This is a genomic window from Mesorhizobium sp. WSM4884, assembly GCF_029625675.1.
In the GTDB taxonomy this organism is placed as follows: Bacteria; Pseudomonadota; Alphaproteobacteria; order Rhizobiales; family Rhizobiaceae; genus Mesorhizobium.
On sequence record NZ_JARTVO010000018.1, the window covers coordinates 1 to 16,020 of the forward strand.

Annotated in this window: 18 protein-coding genes; 6 read left to right on the forward strand and 12 right to left on the reverse strand. The window is 62.0% G+C overall.

Annotated elements, in window-relative coordinates; translation table 11 throughout:
• Window positions 1–215: 215 nt before the first annotated feature.
• The 10 genes from P9236_RS23655 to lepA form a co-directional block, all read right to left on the reverse strand.
• The gene (locus P9236_RS23655) at window positions 216–842 is read right to left on the reverse strand and encodes a CDGSH iron-sulfur domain-containing protein (protein ID WP_278077007.1); all 627 of its coding nucleotides are present in this window, start codon (window positions 840–842) and stop codon (window positions 216–218) included.
• A 155-nt stretch (window positions 843–997) separates the two neighbouring features.
• Window positions 998–1,369, reverse strand: coding sequence for an endonuclease domain-containing protein (locus tag P9236_RS23660; protein ID WP_278077118.1), 372 nt, complete (start codon window positions 1,367–1,369; stop codon window positions 998–1,000).
• Window positions 1,370–1,567: 198 nt separating this feature from the next.
• On the reverse strand, window positions 1,568–1,915 hold the full coding sequence (locus P9236_RS23665; protein ID WP_278077009.1) for a hypothetical protein: 348 nt from the start codon (window positions 1,913–1,915) through the stop codon (window positions 1,568–1,570).
• A 240-nt stretch (window positions 1,916–2,155) separates the two neighbouring features.
• Entirely contained in the window at window positions 2,156–2,665 is a 510-nt protein-coding gene (locus P9236_RS23670) for a hypothetical protein (RefSeq protein ID WP_278077011.1), read from the reverse strand.
• A gap of 10 nt (window positions 2,666–2,675) precedes the next feature.
• The gene (locus P9236_RS23675; protein ID WP_278077012.1) at window positions 2,676–3,188 is read right to left on the reverse strand and encodes a hypothetical protein; all 513 of its coding nucleotides are present in this window, start codon (window positions 3,186–3,188) and stop codon (window positions 2,676–2,678) included.
• A gap of 214 nt (window positions 3,189–3,402) precedes the next feature.
• Window positions 3,403–3,720 (reverse strand): hypothetical protein, encoded by a 318-nt coding sequence (locus P9236_RS23680; protein WP_278077013.1) that lies wholly within the window; start codon window positions 3,718–3,720, stop codon window positions 3,403–3,405.
• A gap of 320 nt (window positions 3,721–4,040) precedes the next feature.
• Window positions 4,041–4,904: a hypothetical protein gene (locus tag P9236_RS23685; protein WP_278077014.1), complete on the reverse strand. Its 864-nt coding sequence runs from the start codon at window positions 4,902–4,904 to the stop codon at window positions 4,041–4,043.
• Between the two features lie 164 nt (window positions 4,905–5,068).
• The gene (locus tag P9236_RS23690; RefSeq protein ID WP_278077015.1) at window positions 5,069–5,248 is read right to left on the reverse strand and encodes a hypothetical protein; all 180 of its coding nucleotides are present in this window, start codon (window positions 5,246–5,248) and stop codon (window positions 5,069–5,071) included.
• Window positions 5,232–6,056 (reverse strand): hypothetical protein, encoded by an 825-nt coding sequence (locus P9236_RS23695; RefSeq protein WP_278077016.1) that lies wholly within the window; start codon window positions 6,054–6,056, stop codon window positions 5,232–5,234. Before P9236_RS23695 ends, P9236_RS23690 begins: the two co-directional genes overlap by 17 nt.
• Before the next feature lie 277 nt (window positions 6,057–6,333).
• The gene (gene lepA, locus P9236_RS23700) at window positions 6,334–8,139 is read right to left on the reverse strand and encodes a translation elongation factor 4 (RefSeq protein ID WP_278077017.1); all 1,806 of its coding nucleotides are present in this window, start codon (window positions 8,137–8,139) and stop codon (window positions 6,334–6,336) included.
• A gap of 338 nt (window positions 8,140–8,477) precedes the next feature.
• Between lepA and P9236_RS23705 the strand changes: the two genes are divergently transcribed.
• From P9236_RS23705 to msrA, 5 genes are all read left to right on the forward strand, one after another.
• On the forward strand, window positions 8,478–9,497 hold the full coding sequence (locus P9236_RS23705; RefSeq protein WP_347405203.1) for a TadE/TadG family type IV pilus assembly protein: 1,020 nt from the start codon (window positions 8,478–8,480) through the stop codon (window positions 9,495–9,497).
• 110 nt (window positions 9,498–9,607) lie between these two features.
• Window positions 9,608–9,979 carry an endonuclease domain-containing protein gene (locus P9236_RS23710; protein ID WP_278077020.1) on the forward strand — a complete coding sequence of 124 codons (372 nt, stop codon included), beginning with the start codon at window positions 9,608–9,610 and terminating at the stop codon, window positions 9,977–9,979.
• 180 nt (window positions 9,980–10,159) lie between these two features.
• A complete protein-coding gene (locus P9236_RS23715) occupies window positions 10,160–10,882 on the forward strand; it encodes a DUF1223 domain-containing protein (protein WP_278077022.1) in 723 nt (240 codons plus the stop codon).
• 84 nt (window positions 10,883–10,966) lie between these two features.
• Entirely contained in the window at window positions 10,967–11,269 is a 303-nt protein-coding gene (locus tag P9236_RS23720) for a hypothetical protein (RefSeq protein WP_278077023.1), read from the forward strand.
• A 298-nt stretch (window positions 11,270–11,567) separates the two neighbouring features.
• Entirely contained in the window at window positions 11,568–12,308 is a 741-nt protein-coding gene (gene msrA / locus P9236_RS23725) for a peptide-methionine (S)-S-oxide reductase MsrA (protein WP_278077024.1), read from the forward strand.
• Window positions 12,309–12,417: 109 nt separating this feature from the next.
• Here the strand turns inward: msrA and P9236_RS23730 are convergent, their stop codons facing one another.
• Both P9236_RS23730 and P9236_RS23735 read right to left on the reverse strand, forming a co-directional pair.
• Window positions 12,418–13,422 (reverse strand): cytochrome d ubiquinol oxidase subunit II, encoded by a 1,005-nt coding sequence (locus P9236_RS23730; protein ID WP_278077025.1) that lies wholly within the window; start codon window positions 13,420–13,422, stop codon window positions 12,418–12,420.
• Between the two features lie 5 nt (window positions 13,423–13,427).
• Window positions 13,428–14,789 carry a cytochrome ubiquinol oxidase subunit I gene (locus tag P9236_RS23735; protein ID WP_278077027.1) on the reverse strand — a complete coding sequence of 454 codons (1,362 nt, stop codon included), beginning with the start codon at window positions 14,787–14,789 and terminating at the stop codon, window positions 13,428–13,430.
• 296 nt (window positions 14,790–15,085) lie between these two features.
• On the opposite strand from P9236_RS23735, the gene P9236_RS23740 reads away from it, so the two are divergent.
• Window positions 15,086–16,012, forward strand: coding sequence for an ABC transporter ATP-binding protein (locus P9236_RS23740; RefSeq protein WP_278077028.1), 927 nt, complete (start codon window positions 15,086–15,088; stop codon window positions 16,010–16,012).
• Window positions 16,013–16,020: the final 8 nt, after the last annotated feature.

A 16,020-nucleotide genomic window follows, 5' to 3' on the forward strand; every position in this document is an offset into this window, starting at 1 on the left:
TCATCCTCAGCGTAGAATCACAACCGATTCCGCGCCGCAACACCTATCTTAGCGCATATGCCCGCAAGGGGGGGAGAGGAGATCAGATGTCACGCCGGCCTTCGCCTATCGCCGAGGTGGCAGGAAAGGCGCCGGCGCGCGAACTGCCAATCTCCCCCCTTGCGGGGGAGATGGCCGGTAGGCCAGAGGGGGGTGCCTCGCGCCAGCCTTCGTGATTACCCCACAAATCCCACCCTCTTGTGGCTCCCATCGCAGAACGGCTTGTTGGCCGAGTGCCCGCAACGGCACAGGAACACTTTCGTGGTTCGGGCGACGGTATGGCCGGTGCCGGTGACGATCTCGGCATTGCCTTCGAGCTTGAGCGGGCCGTTGACGGTCGGCGTCACGCTGAGCGGGCCGTCCCGCACCTCCAGCACCTGCGCCTCCTTCAGCGGCGGCTCGCCGGTGGCGGTGAAGCCGGCCTTGATGTGGCTGTTGTCGCAGAAGGGCTTGTTCTGCGAGGCGCCGCAGCGGCAGAGCGTGGCGCGATAAAAGGTCTCGCCGTCGAGCACGATCTCGGCATGGACCGCCAGCGGGCCGTTCTCGCGCAGGCGCACCGTGTTGACCACCGGCGGCTTCTCCTGCGGCCCCCCGTCCTTGCGCCGGTAGGTGATGGCGCCCGACGGGCAATTCTCGGCCAGCGCCACCACCTTCTCGACGCTTGCCGCATCGGGATGGATCCACTCGCCCGGCGCATTAGGCACGAAGACATGCGGATTGCCGAGCACGCAATTGCGCGAATGGATGCAGCGCCTGCCGCTGAAGGAAACGTCGACCTTCTCGCCTTCGACCGTGCCTGCCATCTGGGTGGGTCTCCTGTTGGGTGGGTAGAGGCTAGGGCGGCGGTGCGAAGGGCGTCAAGGATGGACTCCCCCTTCTCCCCTTGTGGGAGAAGGTGGATCGGCGCGCAGCGCCGAGACGGATGAGGGGTGTTCCAGCTTGGCAAGGGCGCCCGGCATCACCGCCAAGGCTGCAGATTTTCATCGCGCACATAAGCAATGATGGTGTCGCAGACCGCTTCAAGGTCCTTCAGGACATCGTCGTTCCAGAAACGCAACACCCGGAAGCCTCTAGCCTTCAATTCGGTATCGCGTTCGCCATCTCGACGAGAATCCGCGTGCTGGCTGCCATCGATTTCGACAATGAGCCTGGCTTCCGCGCAGAGAAAATCCGCCACGAATCTGCCAATCGGCACCTGCCGCTTGAACTTGATCTTGTCGAGACGGCGGCCGCGCAGTTCCTGCCACAAGCGATCTTCTGCCTCTGTTGGCTCGCGGCGCATCGAACGTGCGAAACTGCGTTTGGCTGGAGTTACGGGTTGGTGCGGCATGGCGGAAGACAACCAACCTCCACGCTTCGTCCAATCTCAGCGTTGCACTCCGTCCAGCACCCCTCATCCGGCCGCTTCGCGGCCACCGCCCGGCCCTTCGCAGGCTCAGGGCGTTCGAAGCTCGAAAAGCCAAGCAATTGGCTTTTCGTCCGCTGGGGCGGACCGCTTCTCACCCCACAAGGGAGAAGGGGAAGGCGCTCACTCCGCCAGGTCCACCGTCTCGGTCGAATGCTCCACGCAGATGAAGCAGCAGGTGTCGCAGGGCTGGTCGTTGTCGGGGCCGACGCCGGCGGTGACGGAATCGTTGCCGACCACCCAGGCGCCCCAGCAGATATGCTCGCCGTTGTCGCAGGAGATCGGCACGGATTTCTTCGCCCCCGGCCGGATGAGAAAAACTTTGTCGTTGCCCGGCCAGACTTTTTCGCTGTCGCGGCTGAACAGCTCCACCGCCACGCCGTCGGACCGCTGGTTGCGGACGAAGACCGACATGTCGGCGGCGACGGCCGGCGTGGTGAGGAGAAGAGCGGCGAGGAAGATGCGAATCATGGTGAGGTTCCCGGGGCCAGTAGAGCACGGGTGAGGGGAAGGCGCGACCTCCCCTTCCCCCCTTGTGGGGGAAGGTGGCTCGGCGCGCAGCGCCGAGACGGATGAGGGGTGCTCCAGCGGAGTGCGGCCTCCAAGATTGAAGGATCCTGGCGCTTAATTCTGCTGCGTCGCGATCCTTCCAACACCCCTCATCCGGCCGCTTCGCGGCCACCTTCTCCCACAAGGGGAGAAGGGGAAGCTCTACCTTCTCACCACCACATGCGGCGCGAATTTTTTCACCGCATCCACCATCGCCTCGCCGCGCATATCGAGCGAGGAGATTTCCATGTGCACGGTGGTCTTGCCGAAGGGCATTATCCCGAAGGCGTTGGCGGCCGAATATTTGATCGCGTCGGGCGGCTCCTCAGTGAGCTCGAAATTGAGCATCGCCGCGCCCTTGCCGCCGGAGGCGAGGCGCACGCTCCTGACCTTCGCCCACGGCACCAGCACATCGCCGGCGCGCGCATCGCGGAAGCCTTGGCTGTCCAAGGTCACCTTGACCGAAGTGTCGAAGGCGCCGCGGGCGATGAAAAAGCCGAGCGCCAGGCAGGCGACCGAGAGCAGCGCGATCCACAGCACATGCCCGCCACTCGCCCCGGCAGCCAAGCCCTGCAGCGCGCCGAAGCCGAAGACGGCGCCGATCAGGAATGGCCCGAAGGCCGGAAAGATCTTGCCGGTGGCGCTGTTGCGGATTTCGAGCGGCGCGGCCATGTCCGCCCGCTCACTGTTCCGATTTCAACAGCGTCCAGATCCAGCCGATGAAGGTGAGGACCAGGAACGGATAGCCGATCGCCGGCAGCGGCGCGGAGGTGGGGAGCAGCGGCGCACCCCAGAGGATCATCAGAGACGAGACGGTGAAGAGCACGGCCGACACGAAAGCGGTGAGCCGCATCCACAGCGCGAAGGTGGCTTGCGCGCTGACCATGACGAGCCCCGCCGCCCAGAGCGCAATGCCGCCGGCATAGGAAGGCACGCTCGCCTGCAGCCCCGCCGCATTGCCGGCCAGAAGCAGACTCTCGCCGGCAAGGAAAGTCAGGAAGCCGGCCGCGACAAGGTCATTGCCGAGCCGCTGGTATTTCATTGTCAGCAGCGCCGTGGCGACGACGATTGCCACGCCGTCGATGGTCCAGACCGTCTCGCGCAGCGCATCGCTCGCAACGAAAGTGCCCGCCAAGCCAAAAGCGCCGCCGATGGCGAGGCCGATTGCGGCGACGGTGTCTAAGGTGGAGCGCATGCGATGTCTCCACAAGCCTGGGAGAGGATACAACGAGGTGGGGTGCCGGTGAAGGCAGGCAATCAAACAGCCCGGAGTTGGCGACCACATCGCCAACTCTCGAAGCCGCTGAGTTACGGCAGTGCCAATAATCCTGCTCAAATTCAGATTTGAGCGATCTTATGGCAGCAATTTTCCCGTTTCTCGCACACACCTGACGCTCACGCTTGAACGTTCAGCGGAGAGCCATAATGGCGTCTATATCGGCATCCTTGTTTACGCCTATAACCTTGAAGTCTTTGGAACTCAAATTTACGACCAAAAGCAAGTCCTTATCTGGATCGAACTTCGAGTTGACGTTTATGGCGCTGGCAAGTGCGGAGGCGGACGTTTCGGTTGCCTGCAGCGCAAAAAACGACGTCGTTTGTTTCCAGTAATTGCGCCCCACAGCCCTATTTTGGACGGCGTCGTTCACAGACGACCAGCGTTCGGAGTAGGTACCATAGATACTTTGTTCATCCGCAATACGGAATGAAACCACAAATACACTCATATAAAGATTTCCTTATGTGGAAACCTTTGATCAGGTTGACAGCGAATCGATTGCGAGTATCCTCAATTTGTGTCTTCGACTAGCCGCAACCTGACCAAAGGCTTTGCGGTTACCGACACGGAGCCGGGGCTGCAACCCCGGCTTTGTCGTATCGGGATCAGCGGAATGCCGACCCGTGAGGAATTTGCGGCGAGTCGTTTCCGACCGTCAACGCTGATTTAAACCGAAATACCGAAAAACGTGCGGATTTTCGGTGCTTTTTCACAAAATAGTGGTTGGTAGGGGGTGTTGGTCAGCTTCCTGAATCGAAAAGGCCCCAATTAAAACACTCGCAATATCAAGAATCCCTTCAACCTTCCGTTCTTACTTTCATATCGCAATGCGGAAAAGCGGATCTCCGCGTTCTGGTCAAATCTGTCTAATGCATTGGCGGACAGGCTTCCTACTATCTTTGACACGGCCCTTGCATCCCGACTGACCTCTGCGAGTGTAAAAGGTACAGGCCGGCCCTCATCTTCGATATAGATACGTCCCTTGTATGTGTTTGAATTATAGCTTGACACCTTCCCCGTGTAGGTTTTCTGATCGCTACTCAGGTTTGTAACATCGATGTACTCAAACGTATTCCTATCTAGTGTCGGCCCGGTCTTTCTTATAATTATTCCAGATTGGCTCTCGCCCAAGATAGCGGTAGCGGCAGTTCCGGAGTGACTTATCGGCCTATGCAATTCTCGGATTGCAGGCTCCACCTTTTCAATGAGCGCTTCGAATTTGCCCTGATCCAACTCTCGCGGAACCTCATCTGAAACAGCTCGATGCTCCTCAATTTGCTGGCCAAGAGACTTGTCGAAATCTACGTGGAACCCCAGGCTTTCGGAGATAACGTAATCGTATGCGGAGGTTAATAGGTGGCCAAGCACTGAATCCTTCGACGCAACTCCTCCGCTCAGCAGTACTGTACCTGCTACAACTGCAATGGTCTTCCAACTACCGTTTTCTGGCGGACGCACCAGTATTACAGCATTCTTCAACGCTGGTGCCTGGGTGATTATTTCCCCGTTTACTACGAGATGGGTAGTTAGCGCCAGGGAGCGCTGGAAGCCGCCAAAGGCTTGGGCCGCATCGTAGAAATCCAGTAGGTTACGATCAGCCTCGTTACCGTCGAACTCAAGTGTAAATTCCATAGCTCGCCCCCCTTGGTTAGCTAATACACGGACATAGTTCTTCCGAAAAGGGGACTTCTCGACCGAGAGCTGTTCGAAACCGCAAATCCTTAACGGGACGCAGTTTGGGGTCGACCGTGAGCCGGGTCACCCTCAATCCCCATCCTCAGTGCCCAGATAAATGCTTACTGCGGGATATCCACCTTACCGAACTGCCTCATCCGCTTCTTGCCCTCTTTCAGTTTGTCGAGCAGCTTGCGCTCTCGGGTCACGCCGCCGTGGCATTTGACGGTGACGTCCTTCTTGAGCGCCGAGGCGGCTTGAGGCCCCCAAACTGGATAGAGCCGCCTACTGGTCCATTTCACCAGTACGCCACTCAATCGTTTCCAAAAATTGCGGTCTGGTCGATTTCATCCCAGCTGGTAGAGATGGGGCGTGTCCAGCTGCGGGCATCGTACTAATCGTCTCCATTCGCAAAAAGCCGTCTTCGGAGACGTAGACGCAAAATGACTTCGTAACCGAGGCCATAGCGTCCGCTGTAACCCTTATCGTCAGCCAGTGCGGGAAAAGACTCTTGTGCAGCTCATGAAAGACTTTCTCGGAGGCCGCCGTTGCGTATTGCATTTTGACAAAATTGCTGCCCACCTCATCGAGTGCGACGATATCAATACTGGCCTTGTCATCTTTGCCGTTTAGCTCGAAAGTTTGGGCGAACGTATGCTGTCCTGTTTGAGAGTGCCTTTCCCGGCTGAGGCGGAACAGCATGCCTATTTCGGTAGCCGCCTCACCGCGGCGATTGATGAATTCCGCCATTTTGACTCGGCAGTTCTTTAAGTCCCCGTCCGAAAGATTGGTGAGCGTAACCGAGTAAAACCGTAGAGCGAGGTTGTTGCCGCGGATTTTCGGCATAGTCGACTCCACCGGATCGCTGATTTCGATCCTGGGTTTCAGTGCGGCCTCCAATTCGTAGGCGCGATGGAACAATCGCAGAAACACGATTACGATGAAGATACCGGCCGTCACCCCGACGATAGTGTAAGCTGGGTAGCTGATCTGAATTCCGAATTCGGCGGCCAGCCAAGTCAAAATAAGCGGCGCAATCAGACCAATGGCTTGATAGACGCGGGGTGTGACGCCGAGATCGCGCCACAAAACACCCCAGAGGAACCGCATTCGCCCCATGTGCGCCTGATATCAACCGGACCCCCGGTTCGTCAGTGGTTGGGAAACCGTGCAGAGCGAACCGGCCACCTACCGAATATAAGATCATTGAAATATCTGTTCAAAGGCCTGGCAAGGGGACAAGTAGGACTCGCGCTGCCAATCTTCACCGCGCAGTTCCAGCGCCGCACTGGGGCCAACTGCCTGCCAGCAGGCTTCCCCGCTTTCGAAGCCTGCCATCGATTTACTGGATCGATGGCTTGGCGCGCTCCGCGCGCCAACCGGCTTCTCAATCCCCCATCTTCAGCGCCTGGATAAACGCCTCCTGCGGGATATCCACCTTGCCAAACTGCCGCATTCGCTTCTTGCCCTCTTTCTGCTTGTCGAGCAGCTTGCGCTTGCGGGTCACGTCGCCGCCGTAGCATTTGGCGGTGACGTCCTTGCGGAGCGCCGAGACGGTCTCGCGGGCGATGATGCGGCCGCCGATGGCCGCCTGGATCGGTATCTTGAACAGGTGCTGCGGGATCAGCTCCTTCAGCTTCTCGCACATGGCGCGGCCGCGCTTTTCCGCCGCTGACCGATGCACCAGCATGGACAGCGCGTCGACCGGCTCGTCATTGACCAGGATCGACATCTTCACCAGGTCGCCCTCGCGATAGTTGGTGAGGTGATAGTCGAACGAGGCGTAGCCCTTGGAGATCGACTTCAGCCGGTCGTAGAAATCGAACACCACCTCGTTGAGCGGCAGGTCGTAGGTCAGCATGGCGCGTTTTCCGACATAGGAGAGATCGGCCTGGATGCCGCGCCTGTCCTGGCAGAGTTTTAGAATCCCGCCGAGATAGTCGTCGGGTGTGAGGATGGTGGCGCGGATCCACGGCTCCTCGATCGAGGCGATCTTGACCACGTCGGGCATGTCGGCCGGGTTGTGCAGTTCCTTGGTCGTGCCGTCGATGAGGTTCATGCGGTAGACGACGGAAGGCGCCGTGGCGATGAGGTCGAGGTTGAACTCGCGCTCCAGCCGCTCCTGGATGATTTCCAGGTGCAGAAGCCCGAGGAAGCCGCAGCGGAAGCCGAAGCCGAGCGCGGCGGAGGTCTCCATTTCAAAGGAGAAGGAGGCGTCGTTGAGGCGCAGCTTGCCGACGGCGGCGCGCAGGTCCTCGAAATCGGCGGCGTCGACCGGGAACAGGCCGCAGAACACCACCGGCTGCGCCGGCTTGAAGCCGGGCAGGGCCTTTGCCGTCGGGCGGCGGTCCTCGGTGATGGTGTCGCCGACGCGGGTGTCGGCCACTTCCTTGATCGAGCCGGTGAAGAAGCCGAACTCGCCGGGGCCGAGCTCGTCGACATTGACGCGGGCCGGCTTGAAGACGCCGGTGCGCTCGACGAGATATTTCGCGCCGGTGCCCATCATGCGGATGGTCTGGCCCTTCTTCATCACGCCGTCGATGATGCGCACCAGAACGATGACGCCGAGATAGGCATCGTACCAGGAGTCGACCAGCATCGCCTTGAGCGGGGCGTTGATGTCGCCCTCGCGCGGCGGCGGCAGCTGGTGGACGATCGCCTCCAGCACGTCCGGCACACCTAAGCCGGTCTTGGCCGAGATCAGCACCGCGTTGGAGGCATCGAGGCCGATCACCTCCTCGACCTGCTCGCGGATGCGCTCGGGCTCGGCCGCCGGCAGGTCGACCTTGTTCAGCACCACGACGATCTCATGGTTGTTGTCGATGGCCTGGTAGACATTGGCGAGCGTCTGCGCCTCGACGCCTTGAGAGGCGTCGACCACCAGCAGCGAGCCCTCGCAGGCGGCCAAAGAGCGCGACACCTCATAGGCGAAGTCGACATGGCCGGGGGTGTCGATGAGGTTCAGGACGTAATCCTCGCCGTTCTTGGCGCGGTAGTTGAGCCGGACGGTCTGGGCCTTGATGGTGATGCCGCGCTCGCGCTCGATGTCCATCGAGTCCAGCACCTGCTCCTTCATGTCGCGCTCCTCCAGCGCGCCGGTGAGCTGGATCAGCCGGTCGGCAAGCGTGGATTTGCCATGGTCGATATGGGCGACGATGGAGAAATTGCGGATGTGGTCGAGCGGCGTCGTCATGCGGCGCGCTTTAGCAGGGGCGGGGATAGGGGGCAAGCGCAGCTCTTCTCCTTCTCCCCTTGTGGGAGAAGGTGTCGCCGAAGGCGACGGATGAGGGGTGCTGGAAGAAATGAGACGTCGGCGATCCCTGGAACACCCCTCATCCGTCTCGGCGCTGCGCGCCGATCCACCTTCTCCCACAAGGGGAGAAGGAGAGGGCCGCGCTCCGCTTAAACTTTCATCCATCCCTTTAAGGCATCATTCAACCCGTTGGGGATGGCGGGCTTTGCCGCCGATGGCTTTGGGGTCAGACAATGTTTTCGTCGCCAAGAGATTTCGTCCGCTCGGAAAGCGGCTCGATGATGCCGGTCATGATTATGATCACGATCCCGCTCCTGCTCGCGGTCGGGTTTTCCGTCGACTACACCTCGGCGGTGACCACCAGGAGCGACATGCAGAACGCGCTGGACGCGGCGGTGCTGTCGATCACCACCCTGCCGACCATGACGTCGAATGCCGACCGCCAGACGGCGCTGCAGCAGGCCTATCTGGCCAATAGCGGACAGGGCACGGCGACGCTCACCAGCGTCAACATCGCCGCCGACGGCACGGCGACCTTCAGCGCCAAGGCGAGCTATCCGATGCCGACCGATTTCATGCAGATCGCCAGGATCAAGACGGTGACCGTCGGCGTCGGCTCCTCGGTGCGCAAGACGCCGGCGCTGACGCAGTCCACCTTCAAGGTGACCAAGGTCTCAGGATACTGGAACAAGACCATGTATCTGTACGGCACCAAGTTCGGCGATACGGTGGCCAAGCCGCTGATGACGATCAGCTACACCTATAACGGCTATGGCGACCCGAAGGGCTATGGCACAACCACGGTGAGCACCGTCAACGGATCGACGACGACGGTGGTCCAGAAACAGGTGTGCACGACCAGCACGGTGAACAATTTCAACAACCTGCCGACCGGAGCGATCACGCAGACCAGCGGCAGCAAGAAATATGTGACGACCTGCGCCGACACGTTCTATCCCGCCAACAGCGCCGGCGCGGTGATCGACGTCAGCCAGATGGACAAGCTTTATCTCGAAATGGATGTGCCCTCTGGTTCTCCGAAGGTGCTGAAATCGAATGATCCGAGCACCTCGAACCGTCTCTATATCGGCGGCAGCCAGACGAACATGCCCGAAGTCGCGACCGGCCAGACGGTCGACATCTTCACCGCCGTGCCTTGCGGCCAGACCGGCTACCAAGCCTGGGAGGACGGCGGCAACCCGGTGCCGGCCGATGTCAGCAATGCCGACTTCTTCTACACTACCACCGGCAAATGCGCCTTCAACCAGCGGCCGTCGGAGACGATGCTGACGCAGTAGGGGCCGCCGCCTTCCCCCTTCTCCCCTTGTGGGAGAAGGTGGATCGGCGCGCAGCGCCGAGACGGATGAGGGGTGTTGGACGGATCGCGGCGGCTGGCTAATCTCACACCATGCCACATCAGCCGATCACCAAAGCCAAGCGCAGTTTCGCCCGGACGCTTCGCCGTGAAATGACGGAGTCTGAGCACAAGCTGTGGCAGGAGTTGCGCGACCGCAGGCTCGACGGGATCAAGTTTCGACGCCAGACTCCTATCGGAAAGTATGTCGCCGACTTTGTCTGCCTTGAGGCACGCTTGATCGTCGAGATCGATGGCAGCCAGCACGCGGATTCGGCGTCTGACGAGATTCGCGGAGCAGAGTTGAAGGCTAGAGGCTTTCGCGTCTTGCGCTTTTGGAACGACGACGTCCTGAAAGATTTGGACGGCGTCTGCGACACGATCATCGCCTATGTAAAGGATGCCTTGCTGCAGCCCTGGCGGTAGGTTGAGTTGACCGCATCGCCAAGCTGGAGCACCCCTCATCCGTCTCGGCGCTGCGCGCCAAGCCACCTTCTCCCACAAGGGGAGAAGGAAAAAACGAGGCCAATCACAAACCGGTGAAGCTGTAACGATACCTCCTGCCACGGCGAAATGGGAGCATCGCCGCAACGGAGACTGCTTCTCATGACCGGACCAAAGACAACGCTCGGCAAACTGTCGTTCGCCGGCGCGGCATTTGCCGCGCTTGCCGCCACTGCCGGTGCTGCTTCCGCACAGCCGCTCACCGTGGTGGAGCTGTTCACCAGCCAGGGCTGCTCGTCCTGCCCGCCGGCCAATGCCAATCTGATCAAGGTCAAGGACCAGCCGGGCGTGCTGGCGCTGTCCTTCAACGTCACCTACTGGGACTATCTCGGCTGGAAGGACACGTTCGGCCGGCAGGAATTCACCCAGCGCCAGGTCGATTACGAGCCGCCGCTCGGCCATGACGGGCCGTTCACGCCGCAGGTGGTGGTGAACGGCAGCGCAGACGTCGTCGGCGCCAAGCCCGGAGAGATCCAGAATTTGATCGCCCAGAGTCTGATCAATAAGGGTGGCCGCACAAAGGGTCCGGACGTCGCGCTTGCCGGCGGCAAGGTCAGCATCGGCGCCGGCAAGGCGCCCGGCGGCGCGGCCGATGTCTGGCTGGTGGGCTACACGAAGGGCGTCGTCGAGGTGCCGGTGGCGCGCGGCGAGAATACCGGACGCACGCTGCCGCATGCCAATGTCGTGCATTCGCTGCAAAGGCTCGGCCGCTGGAACGGCCAGGCGACGACGCTGCCGCTGCCGGCGGCAGGCGGGGGCTTGAGCACCGCGGTGCTGGTGCAGAGCCCCGGCGGCGGACCGATCCTGGCTGCTGCTGCAAACTGATCATCCTTTTTCGCGCGGCGCCGCAGCAAGCGGCAGCGCACCATCGGGCCCGCATCCGCGCGCCACAACCCAAGGAGACTATCCATGACCAAATTCCTGACGGCGCTGGCGCTTGCGCTCGCAACCTTCGCCGCCGGCGCCCGCGCCGACGACGCGACCAACGCCATGAAGCCCGCCAACGCAATGGCCACCGAAGCGATGAAGCCAGCGACGGATGCGATGAAGCCCGCAACGGACGCGATGAAACCGGCCGATGCCATGAAGCCCGATGCGATGAGCACCGAGGCGATGAAGCCCGCGACCGATGCCATGAAGCCGGCGACGGACGCGATGAAGCCGGTAACGGATGCGATGAAGCCGGCCGATACGACGGCTCCGGCGCAGTAAGTCCTACGGTTCCGGCCTCAGCGAATAATGGCAAACGGCGCTCCCCCGCTCCGTCTCGGCGCTGCGCGCCGATCCACCTCTCCCCATTTCATGGGGGCGAGGAAATGCCAACCGTCGAGGTCGCGGCCTTCGCAAGCTTGGTTTCCTCGCCCCCGCGGAAGCGGGGGAGAGGTGGCTCGGCGAAGCTGAGACGGAGAGGGGGAGCGCCGCCGCGAATAGAAGCCGCCGCACGGCAAAGTGAGAAACCTGCAGTGCCTTCCTTCGTATATAGTGGAAACAACGAACAAGGAGATCAGACATGAACGGCATCAAGACAAAGGCCGCGCGGCGATCGCCATTCTTTGCGCGCGGCGCGCTTGCGGCGCTGGTGCTGACGGCGGCGGCCGCCGCATTCTGGCAGACGCCGGCCCGCTCGGCCGAGGACGCGGTGGTGATCCCGCCGCCGGCCGTGGACGAGAAGGCGGCGAGCGGCACCGAGAAGGCCGTCTTCGCGGGCGGCTGCTTCTGGGGCGTGCAAGGGGTGTTCCAGCACGTCAAGGGCGTCAGTAAAGCCGTTTCCGGCTACACCGGCGGCAGCGCCGAGAACGCCGTCTACGAGGTCGTCGGCACCGGCCGCACCGGCCATGCGGAATCGGTCGAGATCACCTACGATCCGTCGAAGGTGACCTATGGCCAGCTCCTGCAGGTCTATTTCTCGGTCGCGCACAATCCGACGCAGCTCAACTACCAGGGGCCGGACCAGGGCACGCAGTACCGTTCGACGATCTTCGCCGAGAACGACGAGCAGAAGAAGGTGGCCGAGAACTATATCGCCCAGCTCGACAAGGCCAAGGTGTTTGCGAAGCCAATCGTGACGACGCTCGAGACCGGCAAGACCTTCTATCCGGCCGAGGACTACCATCAGGACTTCCTGACCCTGAACCCGACCTACCCCTATATCGTCTACAACGACCTGCCGAAGATCGAGAACCTGAAGGCGCTGTTTCCCAAGCTCTACAGCGAGAAGCCGGTGCTGGTGCTGGCATCGAGCAAGAGCTGAGGATTGTTGGGGGTGCTCGCCTGGAGAGATGTCGGCGGGACAGCACCCCCCTCTGCCCGGCAGGGCAGAGGGGGGTGTGAAGGAACGCCGACGCCTCCCCATTATGCCCTCAATCATACGTCAGATCAGTCGCCTTTCCGCCGAACACGCGATACGCGTAGAACGAATAGAAGATGATGATCGGCAGCACGACGACGACGCCGACCAGGATCACCGCCAGGCTTTCCGGCGCTGAAGCCGCCTGCCAGATCGTCAGCCTGTCGGGCACGACGTAAGGGTAGAACGACCAGGCGAGACCGGCGAAGCCGAGCGCGAAGATGGCGGCAAGGGTGAGGAACGGGCGGAGCGCGTGCTGGTCGTTCGGCTTGGGCAGATGGAAGGTCTGCCGCCACAACCACAGGAACAGCAGCGCCGACGCGATCGGCAGCGGCGAGAGATAGAGGATCTCCGGCCACAGGAACCATTTGTCGAAGATGCGCGGGCTGGCGAAAGGGGTGGCCAAGGACACCGCGACCATGCCGAGCGCCGTCAGCACCAGCGTGGTGCGCAGCCAGCGCACGGCCTTCACCTGCAAATCGCCCTCGGTCTTGTAGATCAGCCAGGCCGAGCCCATCGCGGCGTAAGCCGCCGACAGGCAGAGCGCGACCAGCGCGCCGAAGGCCATGCCGCCGAAGCCGACATCGAGGCCAAGCACATAGACGCCCAGCATATAGCCCTGCGCCAGCGAGGCGGTCGCCGAGCCCAGAAAGAAGATGCGGTTCCAGCGCTGCTTCTTGCCGGCCGGCACCTTGGCGCGGAAATCGAAGGCGACGCCGCGCAGGATCAAGCCGACCAGCAGCACGAAGACCGGCAAATAGAGCGCGGTCAGGATGGTGCCGTGCGCCATCGGAAAGGCGACCAGCAAGAGACCCACCGCCAGCACCAGCCAGGTCTCGTTGGCATCCCAGAACGGGCCGATCGCCGCGATCATGATGTCCTGCTCGGCGTCCTCGGCGGCGCTGAACAGGATGCCGATGCCGAGGTCGAACCCGTCGAGCACGACATAGATCAGGATGGCGAGACCCATCAGGCCGGCGAAGATCAGCGGCAGCGCGGTCGGCCAGTCGAAGCTCATCGTCATCACTCCCCGGCAGCCGGCTGCGACAGCGCCGCGTTCATGACGCCCGGCAGGGGCGAGGTGTCGCCGTCCTTTGCCGCCTTCAGCGCCAGATGCACCAGCACGCCGAGATAGGCGATCAAGAGCAGCACATAGAGGATAAGATAGACGGCCAGGGTCAGCGCTACATGGCTGCCGGCGACGGGGCCGACGGCGTCCGCCGTCTTCAGCACGCCGGTGACCAGCCAGGGCTGGCGGCCGATCTCGGTCGTGTACCAGCCGGCCAGTGTCGCCAGCCAGCCGGACAGCGCCATCGGCACCATGATGAGCGCCAGCGGCTTCGGCAGGCTGTGGCGACGCTTGAGGAACCAGGCGGCCGACCAGGAGACGATCAGCATCAAGATGCCGGTGCCGACCATGACGCGGAAGCCCCAGAACACCGGGAAGACCGGCGGATGGTTGCCCGGATAGTCGTTTAGGCCGGGCACGACGCCGCTCGTCGAGTGGCGCAGCACCAGGCTGGCGCCGTCGGGAACGGCGAGCTCGAATCTGTTTTCCTTGGCCGCCTCGTCAGGCAGGGCGAACAGCACCAGCGGCACGTTGGGACCGGTGTTCCAGTTCGCCTCCATGGCGGCGATCTTCTGCGGCTGGTGCGCGAGCGTGTTCAAGCCGTGCTGGTCGCCGGCAAAGATCTGGATCGGGATCAGGATGGCGGCGGTGAAGACGCCGGTGCGCAGCGCCTTCCACATCGATTCGGAACGGTCGCCGTAAAGATAGCGCATCGCCGACAGGCCGGCGATCAGGAAGGAGACCGTCAGGCCGGAGGCAAGCAGCATATGCACCAGACGGTAAGGCATGGACGGGTTGAAGACGATCGCCCACCAGTCGAGCGCATGCGCCTTGCCGTCGATCATCTCGAAGCCGGCCGGCGTCTGCATCCAGGAGTTCAGCGCGATGATCCAGAAGGCCGAGACCGTCGTGCCGCCCGCCACCAGCACGGTCGCCAGCGTGTGGATGCGGTTGGAGACGCGGCGGAAGCCGAAGAGCATGATGCCGAGGAAGGCCGCCTCGAGGAAAAAGGCGGTGAGCACCTCATAGGCAAGCAGCGGGCCGGCGATGTTGCCGACCGTCTCCATATAGCCCGGCCAGTTGGTGCCGAACTGGAAGCTCATGGTGACGCCTGAGACGACGCCCATGGCGAAGGAGAGCGCGAAAACCTTCACCCAGGTGAAATAAGCGCGCATCCAGGCGGAGTCGCCTGATGCGTTGTAGCGGAGCTTGAAGAAGAGAAGCACCCAGCCAAGTGCAATGGTGATCGCCGGAAACAGGATATGGAACGAAATATTCGCGCCGAACTGGATACGCGACAGAATGAGCGGGTCCATGCTCGGCTCCGGCTGCAATTTATGCTTGAAGGATAGGCTTCAAACACGCATCGGTCAAAGCGGCGCGGCGTCACGCGAGGCGCGTTGTCGCAGTGCCAGACGCGACGCCGCGCCGGCATGAATAATCTTGCCGCGTGACAGCTTGCCGACGCCGCGGGACGCCGCGCGACACTGCTGTGCCGCCAGCCGGCGAGCGTGACTGTCCAGAGCTGTCAGGAAGGCTGTAAATTGCCGGTTTGAATAAACCGGCATCCGACCTATATGAGGTCACGTTTTCCAGCCGGCCATATTTCAGCATGTCATCCATCATCTCGATTTCCGGTGTCACGAAAACCTATGCCACCGGCTTCAAGGCGCTGAAGGAAATCAATCTCGACATCGAGCGCGGCGAGATCTTCGCGCTGCTCGGGCCGAACGGCGCCGGCAAGACGACGCTGATCTCGATCGTCTGCGGCATCGTCAACCGCTCGTCGGGCACCGTCACCGTCGACGGCCACGACATCGGCAGGGACTACCGCGCGGCGCGCAGTCTGATCGGGTTGGTGCCGCAGGAGCTGACGATCGACGCCTTCGAGACGGTGTGGGCGACGGTCAATTACAGCCGCGGCCTGTTCGGCAAGGCGCCCAACACAAATTTCGTCGAGAAGGTGCTGCGCGACCTGTCGCTATGGGAGAAGAAGGACGCCAAGGCGATCACGCTGTCCGGCGGCATGAAGCGCCGGCTGATGATCGCCAAGGCGCTGTCGCATGAGCCACGGGTGCTGTTCCTCGACGAGCCCACGGCGGGCGTCGACGTCGAGCTGCGCCAGGACATGTGGGCGATGGTGCGGCGGCTGCGCGAGGACGGCGTCACCATCATCCTGACAACGCACTACATAGAAGAGGCCGAGGCGATGGCCGACCGCGTCGGCGTCATCAATCGCGGCGAGATCATCCTGGTCGAAGGCAAGGCCGAGCTGATGCGCAAGCTCGGCCGCAAGCAGATGACGCTCGAGCTGCGCGCGCCGCTCAAGGCCATCCCCGACGGCCTGTCGCGCTATGCGCTGGAGCTGTCCGCGGACGGCAACGAGATCACCTATACCTATGACAACCAGAGCGACCGGCCGGGCGTCGCCTCGCTGATCCGCGACCTCGAGGCCGCTGGCCTCCAGTTCCGCGACCTCGATACCAAGAACAGCTCGCTCGAAGAGATCTTCGTCAATCTTCTGAGGCAAGAGCCATGAACCCGCGC

Bases quoted from the DNA above. Each gene is read 5' to 3' on its own strand.
- P9236_RS23655 (WP_278077007.1), bottom strand. From the start codon at position 842: ATGGCAGGCACGGTCGAAGGCGAGAAGGTCGACGTTTCCTTCAGCGGC.
- P9236_RS23740 (WP_278077028.1), top strand. From the start codon at position 15,086: ATGTCATCCATCATCTCGATTTCCGGTGTCACGAAAACCTATGCCACC.
- msrA (WP_278077024.1), top strand. From the start codon at position 11,568: ATGAACGGCATCAAGACAAAGGCCGCGCGGCGATCGCCATTCTTTGCG.
- P9236_RS23670 (WP_278077011.1), bottom strand. From the start codon at position 2,665: ATGGCCGCGCCGCTCGAAATCCGCAACAGCGCCACCGGCAAGATCTTT.
- P9236_RS23715 (WP_278077022.1), top strand. From the start codon at position 10,160: ATGACCGGACCAAAGACAACGCTCGGCAAACTGTCGTTCGCCGGCGCG.
- P9236_RS23680 (WP_278077013.1), bottom strand. From the start codon at position 3,720: ATGAGTGTATTTGTGGTTTCATTCCGTATTGCGGATGAACAAAGTATC.
- P9236_RS23720 (WP_278077023.1), top strand. From the start codon at position 10,967: ATGACCAAATTCCTGACGGCGCTGGCGCTTGCGCTCGCAACCTTCGCC.
- P9236_RS23705 (WP_347405203.1), top strand. From the start codon at position 8,478: ATGATGCCGGTCATGATTATGATCACGATCCCGCTCCTGCTCGCGGTC.
- P9236_RS23660 (WP_278077118.1), bottom strand. From the start codon at position 1,369: ATGCCGCACCAACCCGTAACTCCAGCCAAACGCAGTTTCGCACGTTCG.
- P9236_RS23665 (WP_278077009.1), bottom strand. From the start codon at position 1,915: ATGATTCGCATCTTCCTCGCCGCTCTTCTCCTCACCACGCCGGCCGTC.
- P9236_RS23730 (WP_278077025.1), bottom strand. From the start codon at position 13,422: ATGAGCTTCGACTGGCCGACCGCGCTGCCGCTGATCTTCGCCGGCCTG.
- P9236_RS23675 (WP_278077012.1), bottom strand. From the start codon at position 3,188: ATGCGCTCCACCTTAGACACCGTCGCCGCAATCGGCCTCGCCATCGGC.
- P9236_RS23695 (WP_278077016.1), bottom strand. From the start codon at position 6,056: ATGCGGTTCCTCTGGGGTGTTTTGTGGCGCGATCTCGGCGTCACACCC.
- P9236_RS23710 (WP_278077020.1), top strand. From the start codon at position 9,608: ATGCCACATCAGCCGATCACCAAAGCCAAGCGCAGTTTCGCCCGGACG.
- P9236_RS23735 (WP_278077027.1), bottom strand. From the start codon at position 14,789: ATGGACCCGCTCATTCTGTCGCGTATCCAGTTCGGCGCGAATATTTCG.
- lepA (WP_278077017.1), bottom strand. From the start codon at position 8,139: ATGACGACGCCGCTCGACCACATCCGCAATTTCTCCATCGTCGCCCAT.
- P9236_RS23685 (WP_278077014.1), bottom strand. From the start codon at position 4,904: ATGGAATTTACACTTGAGTTCGACGGTAACGAGGCTGATCGTAACCTA.